This is a genomic window from Streptomyces sp. NPDC001889 (genome assembly GCF_053594535.1).
In genome coordinates this window covers 233,306-251,643 of record NZ_JBSFER010000013.1, presented here as the reverse complement: position 1 = coordinate 251,643, position 18,338 = coordinate 233,306, and the positions used below count along the sequence as shown (strand labels likewise).

Annotated in this window: 16 protein-coding genes; 15 read left to right on the top strand and 1 reads right to left on the bottom strand. The window is 73.1% G+C overall.

The genetic code is table 11. The annotated features are described in order from the left end of the window. Positions 1 to 275 precede the first annotated feature (275 nt). From ACWCRA_RS17360 to ACWCRA_RS17295, 14 genes are all read left to right on the top strand, one after another. Entirely contained in the window at positions 276 to 1,862 is a 1,587-nt protein-coding gene (locus tag ACWCRA_RS17360; protein WP_351549731.1) for a polyamine aminopropyltransferase, read from the top strand. 74 nt (positions 1,863 to 1,936) lie between these two features. Then, positions 1,937 to 2,935 (top strand): CoxG family protein, encoded by a 999-nt coding sequence (locus ACWCRA_RS17355; protein WP_451067966.1) that lies wholly within the window; start codon positions 1,937 to 1,939, stop codon positions 2,933 to 2,935. Positions 2,936 to 2,960: 25 nt separating this feature from the next. Then, complete coding sequence (locus tag ACWCRA_RS17350; RefSeq protein ID WP_351549736.1) at positions 2,961 to 3,755, top strand: aldose epimerase family protein; 795 nt, start codon at positions 2,961 to 2,963, stop codon at positions 3,753 to 3,755. 56 nt (positions 3,756 to 3,811) lie between these two features. Next, entirely contained in the window at positions 3,812 to 4,360 is a 549-nt protein-coding gene (gene pyrE, locus ACWCRA_RS17345; RefSeq protein WP_351549739.1) for an orotate phosphoribosyltransferase, read from the top strand. Positions 4,361 to 4,602: 242 nt separating this feature from the next. Beyond that, entirely contained in the window at positions 4,603 to 5,625 is a 1,023-nt protein-coding gene (gene fbaA / locus ACWCRA_RS17340; protein ID WP_351549742.1) for a class II fructose-bisphosphate aldolase, read from the top strand. Positions 5,626 to 5,745: 120 nt separating this feature from the next. Next, positions 5,746 to 7,248 (top strand): MFS transporter, encoded by a 1,503-nt coding sequence (locus ACWCRA_RS17335; RefSeq protein WP_351549745.1) that lies wholly within the window; start codon positions 5,746 to 5,748, stop codon positions 7,246 to 7,248. Between the two features lie 331 nt (positions 7,249 to 7,579). Further along, positions 7,580 to 7,993 (top strand): DUF3151 domain-containing protein, encoded by a 414-nt coding sequence (locus ACWCRA_RS17330; RefSeq protein WP_351549748.1) that lies wholly within the window; start codon positions 7,580 to 7,582, stop codon positions 7,991 to 7,993. Between the two features lie 117 nt (positions 7,994 to 8,110). Next, positions 8,111 to 8,932 (top strand): tryptophan 2,3-dioxygenase family protein, encoded by an 822-nt coding sequence (locus tag ACWCRA_RS17325; protein WP_351549751.1) that lies wholly within the window; start codon positions 8,111 to 8,113, stop codon positions 8,930 to 8,932. Further along, entirely contained in the window at positions 8,925 to 10,166 is a 1,242-nt protein-coding gene (kynU, locus tag ACWCRA_RS17320; protein ID WP_451067965.1) for a kynureninase, read from the top strand. Before ACWCRA_RS17325 ends, kynU begins: the two co-directional genes overlap by 8 nt. A 117-nt stretch (positions 10,167 to 10,283) precedes the next feature. Beyond that, on the top strand, positions 10,284 to 11,162 hold the full coding sequence (locus ACWCRA_RS17315; RefSeq protein ID WP_351549757.1) for an alpha/beta hydrolase family protein: 879 nt from the start codon (positions 10,284 to 10,286) through the stop codon (positions 11,160 to 11,162). Between the two features lie 443 nt (positions 11,163 to 11,605). Next, positions 11,606 to 12,442 (top strand): NAD(P)H-binding protein, encoded by an 837-nt coding sequence (locus ACWCRA_RS17310; protein ID WP_351547922.1) that lies wholly within the window; start codon positions 11,606 to 11,608, stop codon positions 12,440 to 12,442. Positions 12,443 to 12,534: 92 nt separating this feature from the next. Then, positions 12,535 to 13,878 (top strand): sensor histidine kinase, encoded by a 1,344-nt coding sequence (locus ACWCRA_RS17305; protein ID WP_351547925.1) that lies wholly within the window; start codon positions 12,535 to 12,537, stop codon positions 13,876 to 13,878. Next, entirely contained in the window at positions 13,875 to 14,534 is a 660-nt protein-coding gene (locus ACWCRA_RS17300) for a response regulator transcription factor (protein WP_351547928.1), read from the top strand. The genes ACWCRA_RS17305 and ACWCRA_RS17300 overlap by 4 nt, the downstream gene beginning before the upstream one ends. A gap of 90 nt (positions 14,535 to 14,624) precedes the next feature. Next, positions 14,625 to 15,830, top strand: a complete 1,206-nt coding sequence (locus ACWCRA_RS17295; protein ID WP_351547931.1) for a cytochrome P450 — start codon at positions 14,625 to 14,627, stop codon at positions 15,828 to 15,830. 165 nt (positions 15,831 to 15,995) lie between these two features. Here the strand turns inward: ACWCRA_RS17295 and ACWCRA_RS17290 are convergent, their stop codons facing one another. Next, positions 15,996 to 16,793, bottom strand: coding sequence for a diacylglycerol kinase (locus tag ACWCRA_RS17290; RefSeq protein WP_351547934.1), 798 nt, complete (start codon positions 16,791 to 16,793; stop codon positions 15,996 to 15,998). A gap of 153 nt (positions 16,794 to 16,946) precedes the next feature. On the opposite strand from ACWCRA_RS17290, the gene ACWCRA_RS17285 reads away from it, so the two are divergent. Continuing rightward, the gene (locus ACWCRA_RS17285; RefSeq protein ID WP_351547937.1) at positions 16,947 to 18,230 is read left to right on the top strand and encodes an adenylosuccinate synthase; all 1,284 of its coding nucleotides are present in this window, start codon (positions 16,947 to 16,949) and stop codon (positions 18,228 to 18,230) included. Positions 18,231 to 18,338: the final 108 nt, after the last annotated feature.

The window sequence follows — 18,338 nt, the reverse complement described above, 5'->3', positions numbered from 1 at the left end:
CGACCCCATCCGACACCCCGGCCCGAGACGGGAACCAGCTCCCCATGAGACGGACACCACGCGCCACCTCCACCCTCGCCCCGCCGGCGCCACGGTGCGCGCGCACCCGTCCGCACATCCGCGTCGCGAACCCCGGCGGCGTGCGCGCGGGCGCACCTCCCTCCTCCGCCCCCGGTACCGCGCGCGTGCGGGCGCACTCCCGGCCCCGCGCCGTGAGGACAGGTGCACACGTGTGGGTGACAGGTGGCGTGCGCATCGTGACGTAGCGTTACTGCATGATCGACCGGACGCAGCAGCTCGCACCGCCCCAGAGCGCGGTGAGCCTGCCGGTGCGCCCCGCGGCGGGCCGGCATCTCGTCCTGCTGGTCGTCTTCGTCTGTGCCGCGTGCGGACTGGTGTACGAGCTGGAGCTGGTCGCCCTCGCCTCGTATCTCATCGGCGACTCGGTCACCCAGGCCTCCGTGGTGCTCTCCGTCATGGTCTTCGCCATGGGTGTCGGCTCGCTCCTGGCCAAACGGCTGCGCTGCCGGGCCGTCGTCGGCTTCGGGCTGCTGGAGCTGGCGCTCGCGCTGATCGGCGGCTGCTCGGCGATGGCGCTGTACGCCTCCTTCGCCTGGCTCGGCGAGTCCCGGGCCGTCCTCGTCGCCTTCTCGCTCACCATCGGTGTGCTCATCGGCGCGGAGCTGCCCCTGCTGATGTCCCTGATCCAGCGGGTCTCCCGGCGCGATGTCGAGGGCACCGTCGCCGATCTCTTCGCCGCCGACTACGTGGGCGCGCTCGTCGGCGGGCTCGCCTTCCCCTTTCTGCTGCTGCCCTGGCTCGGCCAGCTCACCAGCGGACTGCTGACCGGTGCGGTCAACTCCGTGGCGGGCGGCCTGCTGGTGCTCTGGCTCTTCCGCCGCGACCTCACCCCGCGCTCCCGCGCCTGGCTGCTCCTCGCCAATCTCGCCGTCCTCGCCGTCCTCGGCACCGCGGCCGTCCTCGTCGACGACTTCGAACGGGCCGCCCGCCGCGCGGTCTACGGCGACCGGGTGCGGGTCGCCGTCCAGACCGGGATGCAGGAGGTCGTCATCACCGGGGGCCGAGAGGGCCCGGTCGATCTCTTCCTCGACGGGCGGCTCTGGGCGGGCGAACGGGACGAGCGCCGCTACCACGAGGCCCTCGTCCACCCCGCGATGCTCGGCCCGCACCGCCGGGTGCTGATCCTCGGCGGCGGCGACGGCCTCGCCGCGCGGGAGGTGCTCCGCTACCCCGCCGCCGCCTCGGTGACCGTCCTGGAGGCGGACCCGGGCGTGGTCGAACTCGCCCGCACCGACCCGGCGCTCTCCGGTCTCAACGGCCGCGCCTACCGCGACCACCGGATACGCGTGGTGACCGGGGACGCCTTCGGCTGGCTGCGCGAGCCGCGCGGGCGCTGGGACGTGGTGATCGTGAATCTGCCCGACCCCGGGATCACCCGGAGCGCGAAGTTCTACTCGCGGGAGTTCTACGGGCTGCTCACCGCCGCCCTCGCCGACGGCGGACGCCTGGTGGTGCACGCCGGACCGCCCGAGACCCGGCCGCGCACGTACTGGACGGTGGACGCGACCCTGCGCGCCGCCGGCTTCACCACCAGCCCCTACCGCGCCACCGGCCGGCTCTCCGGCCCCGGCCGTGCGGACGACCCCGGCGCCACCCCCCGCACCTGGGGCTTTCTGCTCGCCGCCCTCGGCCGGCCGCCGCCGCTGGGCCTGGACCCGGCCGCCCCGCCCCTGCGGTCGCTGACCCCGTCCGGCCTCGCCGCCGACGCCTGGTACACGGAGCGCACCCGTGTGCCGGGGCTCCTCCCCTCGACGCTGGTCCACCCCCGCCACCCCGACTGACCGGCACGGCGGGAGCCGCGCTGCGCGGCCGGAAAGGCAGACGTGCGGCGGTGCGCTGGGTACGCTCGACTCCCATGGAGCATGAGGTGTTCGTTCCGGTGCCGGCCGAGTCGGTACGTCAGGTCCTGCGGGACCCCGCGCGGGTCGCCCGCTGCGTCCACGGATTGCAGCGGGACGCCGACGGCAGCGCGGGCCCGCTCTCGGGCCGGCTCAAGATCAGGGCCGGCGGTCACTCGATCACCTACCGGGGCGCGGTGCGCCTCACGGAACAGGACGGCGGGGAGGTCTTCACCGCCGAGGGCGAGGGCACCGAGGCGCGCGGTTCCGGCTCCGTGAAGGTGGCGCTGACGGTCCGTCCGCTGTCCGCCGACGGCGGCACGAAGCTGAGCTTCACCGCCACCGCCCGGGCCGACGGGCGTCTCGGGGAGCTGGCCGACGAGTCCCGGGAGCAGGCGGCCCGCCGGCTGCTCGACCGGTTCGGGGAGCGGCTGGCGAAGGAGGCCGTGGCGCCGCGCCCCGCCGCGCCCGGCACCGCTTCCGGCACCGCTTCCGACACCGTGGCCGACGACGCGGGCACGGACACCGACACGGATACGGATACGGATACGGGCTCCGGGGTCGACACCTCCGTGCCGCCGCCCGTGCCCGGAGCCGGTGCGGACCGGGGCATCGACATCGACGGGGAAGCGGAAGCGGACGCGGACGGGGTGGACGGGGCAGGTGTGGACGCGGACGGGGTGGACGCCGGGGCGGACGACGGCTCCGCGGACCCGGAGGGCCTGGAGGGGATCGAGGGCCTCGAAGGACTGGAGGGGCTCGAAGGGCTGGAGGACCTGGAGGAGCTGACCGGCATCCCCGACGAGCTGCCCGCCGAGGCCGCCCACGCCCGCCGCACCATGATCGGACGGAGCGCCGAGGAGGTCGACCACGCCCCGCCGCGCGGCCGTTACGCCCCGGTCCCCGCCCCCGACGGCGACTCCGCGCGGCTGCCGCTGCGCTGGATCGCGCCCGCCGCGGCCCTCGCGCTCGCCTCCGCCGTCGTCGTCGGCCGGGCGCTGCGCCGCCGGCGATGACCTCCGGCGCGGGTACTGTCGTGCTGTGACCAGCAGCGAGAAGACCGTCAGGCTGTCCGCCGGGGACGCCGAGTTGACCGTGAACCCGCACCGCGGCGGCCGTATCGAGAGTCTGTCCGTCGGCGGCACCGAACTGCTCCGCCAGGGCGAGCGGTACGGCTGCTTCCCCATGGCCCCATGGGCCGGCCGGACCGAGAACGGGCGGTTCCGCAACGGCGCCGAGGTGCATCAACTGCCGCTGAACGCGGCGCCGCACGCGATCCACGGCACCGTGCGCGACACCGTCTGGCGCACCGCCCGCACGGGCCCGGCGGAGGCCGTCCTCACCTGCGAGCTGGCCGGCCCCTGGCCGTACACCGGACGCGTCACCCAGATGTTCGAGCTGACCGAGGACGCGCTCACCCTCACCCTGGGCATCGAGACCTACGACGAGTCCTTCCCCGCCCAGGCCGGCTGGCACCCCTGGTTCCGGCGCGACCTCGGCGGCGGGGAGGCCGCCATCGCCTTCGAGCCGCAGTGGCAGGAGGAGCGCGGCGCCGACCATCTGCCGACCGGCCGGCGGATCGCCCCGCGCCCCGGCCCCTGGGACGACTGCTTCGGCATGCCCGACGGGGTCGCGGTCACCCTCACCTGGCCCGGGCATTTCGAGCTGACCGTCACCAGCGGCGCCGAGTGGGTGGTGATCTACGACGAGCAGCCCGAGGCGATCTGTGTGGAGCCCCAGTCCGGCCCGCCGAACGGCCTCAACACCCAGCCGCGCCTGGTGACCCCCATCGACCCGCTGGAGACCTCCACCACCTGGCGCTGGCGCCGCCTCTGAGCCCCCGCCCGACCTCGCGTCGGCCGGCCGGCGGGAGGCGGCCTAAGCTCGGGGGCATGAGTGATGTACGCGCTGAGCTGCTCCGGCAGATCAAGGACAAGGCCGTGGTCCACGGCAGGGTGACCCTCTCCTCGGGTCTGGAGGCCGACTACTACGTCGACCTCCGCCGGATCACCCTCGACGGCGGTGCCGCCCCGCTGGTCGGGCAGGTCATGGCCGAGCTGACCGCCGGTCTCGACTACGACTGCGTCGGCGGGCTGACCCTCGGCGCCGACCCGGTGGCCACCTCGGTCCTGCACGCGCGGGCCGCGCGCGGCGAGCGGGTCGACGCCTTCGTCGTACGGAAGAGCGCCAAGGCCCACGGCATGCAGCGCCGCGTCGAGGGCCCCGACATCGCGGGCCGGCGCTGCCTGGTGGTGGAGGACACCTCCACCACCGGCGGCTCCCCGCTGACCGCCGTCGAGGCCGTCCGCGAGGCCGGCGGCGAGGTCGTCGCGGTCGCCACGATCGTGGACCGGGCGACCGGCGCGGGCGAGAAGATCAGCGAGACGGCCGGGGTGCCGTATCTGTACGCGTACTCGCTCGCCGAACTCGGTCTCGACTGACCCCGCCCCGTCGCAAGGCCCCACCGGCACGGCCCTGACCTGCGGTGATGTCCGAATCCTCGGCTTTTGGGAACCCCCGGGCCGAGGGGGCGGAGGGCGGCGGCGCGTCCCTGACGGATGGCCGGCGACCGGGCCCGGTCCGGCCTGGGCGCGCGTCTGGAAAGATAGGGCCCGACGATGACGTCGCCCCAAGGTCAGGGCCAGCTCATATCGCAAACCCGCACATCACAAGGAGCGGACAGATGCCCATCGCAACCCCCGAGGTCTACAACGAGATGCTCGACCGGGCGAAGGCAGGCAAGTTCGCCTACCCGGCCATCAACGTGACCTCCTCCCAGACGCTCCACGCCGCCCTGCGCGGCTTCGCGGAGGCCGAGAGCGACGGCATCATCCAGATTTCCACCGGTGGTGCCGAGTTCCTGGGCGGCCAGCACAACAAGGACATGGTCACCGGCGCGGTCGCCCTCGCCGAGTTCGCGCACATCGTCGCCGCCAAGTACGACATCACCGTCGCGCTGCACACCGACCACTGCCCCAAGGACAAGCTCGACAGCTATGTCCGCCCGCTGATCGCGGTCTCCGCCGAGCGTGTCGCCCGGGGCGAGAACCCGCTCTTCCAGTCCCACATGTGGGATGGCTCGGCCGAGACCCTCGCCGACAACCTGGCCATCGGCCAGGAGCTGCTGGCGCAGGCCGCCGCCGCCCGGATCATCCTGGAGGTCGAGATCACCCCGACCGGCGGCGAGGAGGACGGTGTCACGCACGAGATCAACGACGAGCTGTACACCACCGTCGACGACGCGCTGCGCACCGCCGAGGCCCTCGGCCTGGGCGAGAAGGGCCGCTATCTGCTGGCCGCCTCCTTCGGCAATGTCCACGGCGTCTACAAGCCGGGCAATGTCGTCCTCCGCCCGGAGCTGCTGAAGGACCTCCAGCAGGGTGTGAGCGAGCGGTACGGCAAGGCCGACCCGTTCGACTTCGTCTTCCACGGCGGCTCGGGCTCCACCGCCGAGGAGATCGCCACCGCGCTGGAGAACGGCGTCGTGAAGATGAACCTGGACACGGACACGCAGTACGCCTTCACGCGTCCCGTCGCCGCGCACATGTTCACCAACTACGACGGTGTGCTGAAGGTCGACGGCGAGGTCGGCAACAAGAAGACCTACGACCCGCGCACCTGGGGCAAGCTCGCGGAGGCCGGGATGGCCACCCGGGTCAGCGAGGCGTGTGGCGCGCTCCGCTCCGCCGGTACGAAGCTGAAGTAACGATCGCCGCTGGTGAGGCCCGGTGCCCCTCGGGGGCGCCGGGCCTTCTCCGGGTCCGGGCCCGGGGCCGTTGGCCGCGCCCCGGTCGTGGGGCGCGGGCCGCGCTGCGATGATCCCGGTATGGATGACCGTCCGCTTCCGGGGGAGATCAGGCTGTCCACGGCCACCGGCCGCTGGGTGGTCCTCACCACCGTCCTCGGGTCCAGCATGGCGCTGCTGGACTCCACCGTCGTCAATGTCGCCCTGCCGCGCATCGGCGAGGACCTCGACGCGGATCTCGCGGTCCTCCAGTGGATCGTCAACGCCTACACGCTCGCCCTGGCCGGGCTGATCCTGCTGGGCGGGGCGCTCGGGGACCGGTACGGGCGGCGGCGGGTCTTCGTCATCGGCACCGTCTGGTTCGCCGTCGGATCGCTGCTCTGCGGGCTGGCCCCCACCGGGGAGCTGCTGGTGCTGGCGCGCGCCTTCCAGGGCGTCGGCGGCGCCCTGCTCACCCCCGGCTCCCTCGCTCTCATCCAGGCGAGCTTCCACCCCGACGACCGGTCCCGCGCGGTCGGCCTCTGGTCCGGGTTCGGCGGGGTCGGGGCGGCGATCGGGCCGTTCGTCGGCGGATGGCTGGTGGACGGGCCCGGCTGGCGCTGGGTGTTCCTGATCAATGTGCCGCTGGCCGCGCTCTGTGTGCCGATCGCGCTGCGGCACGTACCGGAGTCGCGTGATCCGAAGGCGCACCACCACCGGTTCGACGTCCTCGGCGCGGCGCTCGGGGCGGCGGCGCTCACCCTGGTCACCTACGCGCTGATCGCCCACGTGTGGTGGGCGGGGGCCGCCGGGGTCGTGGTCGGGGCCGTGTTCGTACGGGTGGAGCGGCGGCGGCCGGAGCCGATGCTGCCGCTGTCGATCTTCCGGTCGCGGCTGTTCACCGCGGTGAATCTGGTGACGCTCTGTGTGTACGCCGCCTTCGGCGGGTTCTTCTTCCTGGTGGCGCTCCAGCTCCAGGTGGTGTCCGGGTACTCGCCGCTCCAGGCGGGGGTGGCGATGCTGCCGACGACAGTGCTGATGCTGCTCTTCTCCGCCCGGTCCGGGGCGCTGGCGGAGAGGACCGGGCCGAGGCTTCCGCTGACGGTGGGGCCGCTGCTGTGCGCGGCGGGGATGCTGCTGATGCTGCGGGTGGGGGAGCGGCCGTCGTACGTGGCGGATGTGCTGCCGGCGCTGCTGGTGATGGGGCTGGGGATGGTGACGCTGGTGGCGCCGCTGACGGCGACGGTGCTGGCGTCCGTGGAGACCGCCAGGGCGGGGATCGCGAGCGGGGTGAACAACGCGGCGGCCCGGGCGGCGGGGCTGCTGGCGGTGGCGGCGCTGCCGCTGCTGGCGGGGATGGGGCCGGAGGCGTACCGGTCGGCGGCGGAGTTCGGGGAGAGCTTCAGGCGGGCGATGCCGATGTGCGCGGGGGTGCTGGTGGTGGGGGCGGGGGTGGCGTTCGTGGGGGTGAGGAGGCCGCGGGGGGTGGGGGTGCGGCCGGAGTGCCGCATGTCGTGTGGTGTGGGGGCTCCCCCCTTGGAGCCGGGTTCCCGCCGGACCGGCCCCACGGGCACCCCGAGCGCCCCCGACCCGTCCGCCGACTGAGAACGACCCCCGCGCCAGGGGCGCAACTCAGCCTGTCTGGGGGGACCTCCCGGAGGCAGCGACGGGGGAGTTTGAGGACGGACCCTGTGCGACAGGTCCCCGCATCCCGCGGGCCCGGGTCGGGGGCCTGCCCCCGAACCCCCGCTCCTCAATCGCCGGAGGGGCTTGGGTGGTGCTGCTCAGTCGTCGGAGGGCTGGGGTTGCTCAGGTCTCGGGCGGGGGCGGGGTGGGGTTGCTCGAACGCCGGAGGGGTGGGGTGCGGCCGGAGGGGGCTGGGGGCAGAGGCGGCTCTGGGGGGAAGTCGGGGGCGGGGAGCTGGGAGACTGGGGGGATGGGTATTCACGAGAACCTCCTGGGCGGACCGCCCCCCACTCACCTCCCCGACGACCCCGCCCCCCGCGACCTCCTCGCCTCCGGCACCTCCCCCGCCGACGTCGCCGCCAAGTACCCCACCTCCTCCCTCGCCTGGGCGCGGCTCGCCGATGACGCCTGGGAGCGGGGCAGCGTCGTCGAGTCGTACGCGTACGCCCGCACCGGCTACCACCGCGGGCTGGACTCGCTGCGCCGCAGCGGGTGGAAGGGGCACGGGCCCGTCCCGTGGGAGCACGAGCCGAACCGCGGGTTCCTGCGGGCGCTGCACGCGCTCGCGCGCGCCGCGGAGGCGATCGGCGAGCAGGAGGAGTACGAGCGCTGCGCCGGCTTCCTCCGCGACTCCTCGCAGACCGCCGCGGACACCCTGGGCTGACCGCCGCCAGGCATGGAGGGAGTCCCGGACCCGGCCTATGATGCGGGTGGGGACCGGGGCTCCCACGCCGGACAAGGAAGGGGCGGACCGCTACCCGGACACGTCGAGGAGACAGCGATGTCACATGACGCGGCCCCGAACCTTGATTTCGCGGGCACCACTCCGTACGAGGACTATGTCCAGGCGGATGTTCTGACCCATCTCCAGCACCCCCTCTCCGACGACCCCGGAGAGATGGTCTTCCTGGTCACCACTCAGGTGATGGAGCTGTGGTTCACCGTCCTGGTCCACGAGTGGGAGACCGCGGGGCGCGCCCTGCGCGAGGACCGCCTCCCGGTGGCGATGGACGCGCTCAGGCGCTCGGTGCGCGAACTGGAGGCGCTGAACGCCTCCTGGAAGCCGCTCGGACAGCTCACCCCCGCACAGTTCAACGCCTACCGCGGAGCCCTGGGCGAGGGCTCCGGCTTCCAGTCGGCGATGTACCGGAGGCTGGAGTTCCTGCTCGGGGACAAGTCGGCCTCCCTGCTCGTACCGCACCGGGGCGCCCCCCGCGTCCACGCCGAACTGGAGAAGGCGCTCCAGGAGCCGAGCCTGTACGACGAGGTGCTGCGGCTGCTGGCCCGGCGCGGGCTGCCCGTGCCGGAGGAGGTGCTCGGGCGCGATCCGGCCCAGCGGTACGAGCCGAGCGCGGCCGTCGAGCAGGTCTGGGCCGGGATCTACGCGGACCGGGACCAGAACGATGAGCTGGTGCGGCTCGGCGAGGCGCTGACCGACGTCGGCGAGCTGGTGTGGCGCTGGCGCAACGACCATCTGGTGGCGACCCGCAGGGCCATGGGCTCCAAGACCGGGACGGGCGGCTCCGCCGGGGTCGCCTGGCTGGAGAAGCGGGCCCGGAAGAATGTCTTCCCCGAGCTCTGGACGGCCCGCAGCCATGTCTGACGACACCATGACCGCCCGGGACCTCCGGCACCGGGCCGCGGCCCTCGACGCCGCCGACCCGCTGGCCCCGCTCCGTGAGCTGTTCGTGCTCGACGAGGGCGTCTACCTCGACGGGAACTCCCTGGGAGCCCTCCCCGCCCATGTCCCCGCCCGGGTCGCCGATGTCGTCGCCCGCCAGTGGGGCGAGCTGCGCATCCGCTCCTGGGAGGAGTCCGGCTGGTGGACCGCGCCCGAGCGGATCGGCGACCGGATCGCCCCCCTGCTCGGCGCCGCCCCGGGACAGGTCGTCGTCGCGGACTCCACCAGCGTCAATGTGTTCAAGGCGCTGGTCGCGGCGGTCCGGCTGCGCCCGGACGAGGACCGTACCGACATCGTCGTGGACGTGACCACCTTCCCCGCCGACGGCTATGTCGCCCAGTCCGCCGCCCGGCTGACGGGCCGCCGGATCGTCCGGGTCGAGCCGGCCCGGCTGCCGTCCGCGCTCGGCCCCGCCACCGCCGCCGTCCTGGTCAACCATGTGGACTTCCGCTCGGGCCGGCTGCACGACCTGCCGGGGCTCACCGCCGCCGCGCACGCGGCGGGCGCGGTCGCCGTCTGGGACCTCTGCCACAGCGCGGGAGCGCTGCCCGTCGGCCTGGACGCCCACGGTGTCGATCTCGCCGTCGGCTGCACCTACAAGTACCTCAACGGGGGGCCGGGCTCACCGGCTTTCCTCTATGTCGCCGAACGCCATCAGGGCGCCTTCGACTCCCCGCTGCCGGGCTGGAATTCGCATGCCGACCCGTTCGCGATGGACCCCGGCTACGCCCCGGCCGAGGGAGCCCTCCGGGGGCGGGTCGGAACGCCCGACATTCTCTCGCTCCTCGCGCTGGAGGCGTCGCTCGACGTCTGGAACGGCGTTTGTATGGACTCCGTACGGGCGAAGAGTCTGGCGCTCACCGACTTCTTCCTGGAGTGCCTGGAGGAGTATGTCGACGGTGGGGTCAACCACCCCGATTCCAGGGTCAGTTCACTGACTCCGGGCCCGCACGCGGCCCGGGGGAGCCAGATCGCCCTGCGGTGCGCGGAGGCCCCCGCCGTGATGGAACGGCTGATCGAACGCGGTGTGGTGGGTGATGTGCGCAGGCCCGACGTGCTGCGATTCGGCTTCGCGCCGCTGTACACGGGATTCGCCGACACGCGCGCGGCGGCGGTGGCGATCGCCGAGGTGCTCGCGGAAGTGCCGCGGGCTTGACGGACACCCGACCTGGCCGGCGGGGGTACTGATACCGTCCCCGCTGGTCAGATCATTTCCGCGGCACCTCCTCACGACGAGGCCAATTCCGCGTCTCCCCGGGAAGGTTGGAATCGCATGCCGGACCCCGTCGCCCGTGACTCCGCCGAGGCCGAATCGGCTTTCTCGCATCCGGCCGTGGCTCCCGATGCGTCCGCTCCGTACGGTGACCACCCCGATCAGGTCGTCGACTTCTACACGCCCCACGGCAGCCCGGGGAGCGCCCCGCTCGTCGTCGTCCTGCACGGCGGGGCGTGGCGGAGCCGGTACGACCGCGCGCACATCACCCCGTTCGCCGGGTTTCTGGCGCGGCGGGGGTTCGCGGTCGCCAATGTGGAGTACCGGCGCGGCCGGGACCTCCCCCAGCAGGGCGGGGCGGCGCCGGTCGCGGGGCGGTGGCCGGAGACCTTCGACGATGTGGCCGCCGCGCTGGACGCGCTGCCCGATCTGGTCCCCAAGGCGCTGCCGGAGGCGGATCTCCGGCGGACGGTGCTGACGGGGCACTCGGCGGGCGGGCATCTCGCGCTGTGGGCCGCGGCCCGCCATGTGCTGCCCCCGGGGTCCCCGTGGCGGCTGCCGGCGCCGCCCCCGTTGCGCGGGGTGGTCGCGCTCGCGCCGATCGCGGATCTGGCGCGGGCGGTGGAGCTGGAGGTGTGCGGGGGCGCGGTGCGGCAGTTCCTCGGGGTCGCCGCCACCGGGACGGGGTTCGAGGAGCGCCGGGTGCACAGCGACCCGGCGGCGCTGCTGCCGACCGGGATCGCGACGACCCTGGTCCAGGGGAAGGCGGACATCACGGTGCCGTACGCGCTGGCGGAGTCGTTCGTGGAGGCGGCGGGGAGGGCGGGGGAGACGGTGGGGCTGACGTTGCTGGAGGGGGTGGGGCATTTTCCGCTGATCGATCCGGCGGTGGATGCGTGTGCGGTGGTGGCGGAGGAGATCGCCCAACTGGCGTGGTGACCGCTCCCCTTGTGCGCTCCCGCGCCACGGGCAGCCCGAGCAGTTTCAGCCTGTCCGGCGTTTGAGGACGGACCCTGTGCCACAGGACCCCGCATCCTGCGGGCCACGGTCGGGGGCCGGCCCCCGAACCCCCGCTCCTCAATCGCCGGAGGGGCTTGGGGCGCTCAGGTCGCCGGAGGGGCTGGGGTTACCCAGGTCCCCAGCGGGGGCTGGGGTGGTGCGGCTCAACCGACGGAGGCCGGGTTGCTGAGGTCGCCGGAGGGGCTGGGGTGGTGCGGCTCAACCGACGGAGGGCTGGAATGCGTGCCCCGGCTCTCCGGACGGGGTGAGCACCCCCAGCCCGTCCTGGGCCACCCCCAGGGAGCAGCTCCGCAGAAGAGCGCGGGCGCACCGGGGCGGTATCGCGGACCGAAACTGTCCGCAATGGTCCCTACGGTTGCCCCATGACTCATCTCGTCACCGGAGCCACCGGCACCGTCGGCCGCCAGATCGTCCGGGAGCTGCTCGACCGCGGCCTCCCCGTCCGCGCCCTCACCACCCGTGACCCCGCCACCGTGGACTTCCCTGCCGATGTGGAGGTGGTCCGCGGGGATCTCACCGGCCCCGGGAGCCTGGCCGGGGCGCTGGAGGGTGTCACCGGGCTCCATCTGATCACCTTCGGGGACGGCTTCTTCACCCCGCTGGAGACCGGCCCCCGCATCCTGGAGGCGGCCCGGGCCGCCGGGGTGCGGCGGGTCACCGTGCTGCACGGCGGCGGGCCCACCCCGCTGGAGGACGCGGTCCGGTCCGGGCCGCTGCCGTGGACCGTGCTCATGCCGGTGGAGTTCATGGCGAACGCCCTGGAGTGGGCCGACTCCGTCCGCACCGCCGACGAGGTCCGCGAGCCGTTCACGGACCGGCTCAGCGCCATGGTCCACGAGGGCGACATCGGCGCGGTCGCCGCCGTCGCCCTCTCCGAGGACGGCCACGGCGGCCGGGAGTACGTCATCACCGGCCCGCGGGCGCTGACGATCGGTGACAAGACGGAGACCCTGGCGTCCGCGCGCGGCCGGGAGATCCGGCTGGTGGAGCTGACCGAGGAGGAGGCCGTCGCCCGCTGGCGGGAGGCCGGGCACACCGACGACGTCATCGGGTTCCTGCTCTCGGTCTACCGGGACACCCCGCCCGTCGGCCGTACCCCCGTCGACACCGTCGCCGAGGTCACCGGCCGCCCGGCGCGGACCTTCGCCGACTGGGCCCGGGAGCACGCGGACGCGTTCCGGGCCGCCGGCGCCGGCTGATCCCTCGTACGCCCGGGCTGTGCGGGGTCCTCCCGTGGACCCCGTACCGCCCCCCGGTAGTCCTCAGGACGGACGCGGCGGGATCGGCAGAGATGCTGACGACCGCGTCCGTCCGGCCGCCTACCGTTCTGTACGTGACCGAGAAGACCCGCAGCCCCGAGTACCGCCTGGCGATCGGCGCCCTCGCCGGCCTCCGCCAGGAACTCTTCCATGACGCCTTCGCCTACCGCCCGCTCCCCCGGATGAGCACCGACGGACCGGTGACCCGCCGGCTCCCGGCCCGGATACGGTCGTACGCCGGCTGGCTCCCCCATGCCGTGGTGGCCGGCATCTCCTTCGCCGTGCTGATGGCGTCGCTCGCGTTCAACTTCGGCGGCAGTGTCGCGCTCGTGGCCGGCGTGATCTCCGCCGCCACCGTGGCGATGACGCTCGTCCGGCCGGTCGGGGCGTTCTGGGCGTCGCTGGCCTCCACCCCCGTCATCAGTGTGCTCCTCCCGGACGCGGGCCTGTGGCCCTGGACCGGGGCCGGCCTGTTCGCGCATCTGGTGGTGCTGACGGTGGTGGCCCTGCGGACCCGGCCGCGCACCTCCGTCTGGATGTGGACGGCGACCGCCGTCTACGCGATGCTGGCCGAGTTCGCCGGGGACGAGAGCGGCGGCAACAGCCCGCACATGCTCTTCGTCTCCCTGCTGGCCCTGCTGGTGACGACCGTGGTGTACGTGCGCAGGGAGGCCCGGCAGGAGGTCGCGGCGCAGCAGTCGGTGACCGCCGTCGAACGCGACCGCCGGACCCTGCTGGAGGAGCGCACCACCATCGCCCGCGAACTGCACGACGTGGTCGCCCACCACATGTCGGTGGTCGCCATCCAGGCGGAGGCCGCCCCCTACCGGGTGGAGAACCCGCCGCCCGAGCTGGAGAAGGCGTTCGTCACCATCCGGGAGAACGCCGTCGCCGCGCTCACCGAACTCCGCCGCATCCTCGGGGTCGTCCGGGCGGAGGACTACGAGGCCCCCGACGCCCCGCAGCCGGTGCTCGGCGACCTGGACCGGCTCCTGGGCAATGTGCGGGAGGCCGGCCTGGAGGTGGAGAAGGCGGTCACCGGGGCGGTGCGCCCGCTTCCGCAGGGGGTGGAGCTCTCCGCGTACAGGATCATCCAGGAGGCGCTGAGCAACGCGCTGCGGCACGCCCCGGGCTCGTCGGCCAGGGTCGAGATCGGTTACGTTCTCGGTGGGCTCGGCCTGCGGATCGTGAACACCGCGCCGAAGGGCCTGGTCAAGCCATCGCCGGGGGCGGGGCACGGAATCACCGGGATGCGGGAGCGGGTGTCGATGCTGGGCGGGGAGATGACCGCGGGGGCCATGGAGGACGGTGGCTGGGAAGTGGCCGCGTTCCTGCCCGTCGCCCTGGACGCCCCCGTCGCCGAGGAACCGGTATGACCATCAGGGTGCTGATCGTGGACGATCAGATGATGGTCCGCGAGGGCTTCTCCGTGCTGCTGAACGCGATGCCGGACATCGAGGTCGTCGGCGAGGCGGTGAACGGGCGGGAGGCGGTGGCCAGGGTCGCCGAGCTGGCGCCGGACGTGGTCCTGATGGACATCCGGATGCCGGAGCTGAACGGCATCGAGGCCACCCGGGAGATCGTCGCCGCCCACGCCGCGTCCAGGGTGCTGGTGCTGACCACCTTCGATCTGGACGAGTACGTCTACCAGGCGCTGCGGGCCGGGGCCTCGGGGTTTCTGCTCAAGGACGCGTCGGCGCGGCAGCTGGCCGAGGGGGTACGGGTGGTGGCGGCGGGCGAGGCGCTGCTCGCGCCGACCGTGACCCGCCGGCTGATCACGGAGTTCTCCAAGCTGTCCCAGAATCCGCGGGTGTCGTCGCTCTCCCGGATAGGGGAGCTGACCGAGCGCGAGACCGAGGTGCTGGCGCTGATCGCGCAGGGCCTGTCGAACGCGGAGATCGCCGCGCATCTGGTGGTCGCGGAGTCCACCATCAAGACCCATGTGAGCCGGGTCCTGGTGAAGCTGGGGCTGCGGGACCGCACCCAGGCCGCGGTCTTCGCGTACGAGGCGGGGCTGGTCACCCCCGGATAGCGTCCGGCTGCCTTCCGTGCTGGTCACGGGCCGGTTGAGCTTTGTCCACAGCTCTGGTCACCGGCTGTGGGATGGGGTTAACGTCCGCTTATGGACGCACTTTTCGAGCCGTGGTCGCCCGCTTTCGTCGCCGATCCGTACCCCGCGTACGAGCGGCTGCGGGCGACCGGCCGGGCGCACTGGTTCGAGCCCACCCGGCAGTGGCTCATTCCGCACTACGAGGACGTCTCCGCGCTGCTGCGGGACCGCAGGCTCGGGCGGACCTATCTGCACCGGTTCACCCACGAGGAGTTCGGGCGCACGCCCCCGCCCGCCGAGCACGAGCCGTTCCACACGCTCAACGACCACGGCATCCTCGATCTGGAGGCCCCGGACCACACCCGGATTCGCCGGCTGGTGACCAGGGCCTTCACCCCGAGGACGGTGGCAGCGCTGGAGCCGACCGTGCGCCGGCTGGCGGCGGAGCTGGTGGCCGGGGTGCGGAAGGCGGGCGGCGGCGATCTGCTCGCGGATGTCGCCGAGCCGCTGCCGGTGGCGGTGATCGCGGAGATGCTGGGGATTCCGCCGGGGGACCGGGGGCTGCTCCGGCCCTGGTCGGCCGATATCTGCGGGATGTTCGAGCTGAACCCGTCGGAGGAGACGGCGCGCCGGGCGGTGCGGGCGTCGCGGGAGTTCTCCGGGTATCTGCGGGGGCTGATCGCCGAGCGCCGGAGCGAGCCGGGCGGGGATCTGATCTCGGCGCTGATCGCCGCGCACGACGAGGGCGACCGGCTCAGCGAGCAGGAGATGGTCTCCACCTGTGTGCTGCTGCTGAACGCGGGTCACGAGGCGACCGTCAACACCACCGCCAACGGGTGGTGGACGCTCTTCCGCCACCCGGAGCGGCTGGCGGAGCTGCGGGCGGACCACTCGCTGCTGCCCACGGCGGTGGAGGAGCTGATGCGGTACGACACCCCGCTCCAGATGTTCGAGCGCTGGGTGCTGGACGACATCGAGATCGGCGGGACGGTGATCCCGCGCGGGTCGGAGCTGGCGCTCCTCTTCGGCTCGGCCAACCGCGACCCCGCCCGGTTCGACGACCCGGACGTGCTGGACCTGGCCCGCCGCGACAACCCGCACATCACCTTCGGCGCGGGCATCCACTTCTGCCTGGGGGCGCCGCTGGCGCGGATCGAGCTGGCGGCGTCCTTCGGGGAGCTGTTGCGGGAGGCGCCGGGGATGAGGTTGGTGGGGGAGCCGGGGTGGAGCCCCGGGTATGTGATCCGCGGTGTGGACCAGCTCCTGGTGGAGCTGTAGCCCCGAGGGCCCCGCTCACCCGTACCGCCCGGCCCGTCCGGGGGTACCTCCCAGAGGCAGCTCGGGGAGTGTGAGGACGGCCCCCGCGCCACGGGTGCCCCCAGCGGGGCTGGATTTCGTGCCTCGGCCCGCCGGAGGGGCGGGGGGCGCCTTCAGGTGGGTGGGTCAGGGGGGTGGGAGGGTCAGGCCCCAGGCTCCGGCTCGGAGGGTCCAGGTGCGGGTGCGGACCGGGCCCGTGATCAGGGTGTCCGCGCGGTAGCGGAAATCCGGGCCCGACACGGTCACCGACAGCGCCTTCGCCGTCAGGCGCTCCGCACCCCCCGGCCGCACCACCACCTCCGCCCGGCCCCCCACCGCCCGCACCGTCACCCCTTCCACCTCCCGGTCCAGATCCGCCAGCAGCACCCCGTCCGCCTCCACCCGCAGCCGGTGCCGGTGCGAGCGGGCCGCGGGCAGCACCGCGGGCGCCGGGCGCGCCAGGGACCGCACCAGCAGCCGGCAGGCCCCCCAGACCCCCGCCGCGCCCCCGGACACGGGCGCGTGGGGGATCGTGAGATCCCCCACCACCACCCCGTCGCTCTCGTCCACCAGCAGATCCAGCCGCCGCACCGCCCCGTCCAGCACCGCCCTGGCCGCCGCGACCGCCCCCCGGGGCACCCCCAGGGAGTGCGCCAGCTCCACCACGGGGCCCACCGGGACCAGGGCGAGCGCGCCGTCCCCGAGCCAGCGGTCCCGGTGCAGCAGCGCCACCGCCCGCAGCAGCGCCCGGTCGTCGCCCACCACCACCGGCCGTCTGGAACCCCTGCGGGCCAGGGCCCGCGCGAACTCCTCGGGACCCTCCGGAAGGCAGATTTTCGCCTCCGAGCCGCCGCACAGCACATCCTTCGCGATCCGAACGGACTCGCCGTCACTTCGGCGGGCGACCGGGTCGATGACCACCAGCAGCTGGTCGTGAGCCGACACCTCGGTCCTTCCTCGGGTAGCATCTTTGTGCAAGAGCCCCTTGCGCTATTGCGCCAGGGGCTTCGTCTATTCCGGGGCAACCGGTCCGCGGACTCAGGCACGGCTCACGCCCCCTGACCTTGGACATGCCCCGCCCGGAAGGGGTGTACGCCTGTGCCCGCACTTGTGCTGCTCGGTGCTCAGTGGGGTGACGAGGGCAAGGGAAAGGCCACCGACCTGCTCGGTGGTTCAGTGGACTATGTGGTGCGTTACCAGGGCGGCAACAATGCCGGCCACACGGTCGTCGTGGGCGACCAGAAGTACGCGCTGCATCTGCTCCCTTCCGGAATTCTCTCACCGGGGTGCACCCCGGTGATCGGCAATGGAGTCGTGGTCGACCCGGCCGTCCTGCTCTCCGAGCTGAGCGGGCTCAATGACCGCGGCGTGGACACGTCCAAGCTGCTGATCAGCGGAAACGCCCATCTCATCACCCCGTACAACGTCACGCTCGACAAGGTGACGGAACGGTTCCTCGGAACGCGCAAGATCGGTACGACGGGCCGCGGCATCGGCCCGACGTACGCGGACAAGATCAACCGCGTGGGCATCCGCGTCCAGGACCTCTACGACGAGTCGATCCTCGTGCAGAAGGTCGACGCGGCGCTGGAGTCCAAGAACCAGCTCCTCGCCAAGGTCTTCAACCGCCGCGCCATCGAGTCCGGCCGGATCGTGGAGGAGATGCTCCAGTACGCGGAGCAGCTGCGGCCCTATGTCGCCGACACCACACTGATCCTCAACGACGCCATCGACGCCGGCAAGGTCGTCCTCTTCGAGGGCGGCCAGGGCACGCTGCTGGACGTGGACCACGGCACGTACCCCTTCGTCACCTCCTCCAACCCGACCGCGGGCGGGGCGTGCACGGGTGCGGGCGTGGGGCCGACGAAGATCAGCCGGGTCATCGGCATCCTCAAGGCCTACACCACCCGCGTCGGTGCCGGTCCGTTCCCGACGGAGCTGTTCGACGAGGACGGCGAGGCGCTGCGCCGCATCGGCGGCGAGCGCGGTGTGACCACCGGCCGCGACCGGCGCTGCGGCTGGTTCGACGCGGTGATCGCCCGCTACGCGACCCGGGTCAACGGTCTGACGGACTTCTTCCTCACCAAGCTCGACGTGCTCACCGGCTGGGAGCAGATCCCGGTCTGTGTGGCGTACGAGATCGACGGCCGGCGGGTGGAGGAGCTGCCCTACTCGCAGACCGACTTCCACCACGCCAAGCCGGTCTACGAGATGCTGCCGGGCTGGTCCGAGGACATCACCAAGGCCAAGACCTTCGACGATCTGCCGAAGAACGCGCAGGCGTACGTGAAGGCGCTGGAGGAGATGTCGGGAGCGCCGATCTCGGCGATCGGGGTCGGCCCCGGCCGTACCGAGACGATCGAGATCAACTCGTTCCTGTAGGTCCCGCCGGCTGACGGCCGCGAGCGGAGAGGCCCGGCCCGGGCGACCCCCGGGCCGGGCCTTTTCGCGCACCGGGACGATTACTCACGGTTACTGCATTACGGCGAA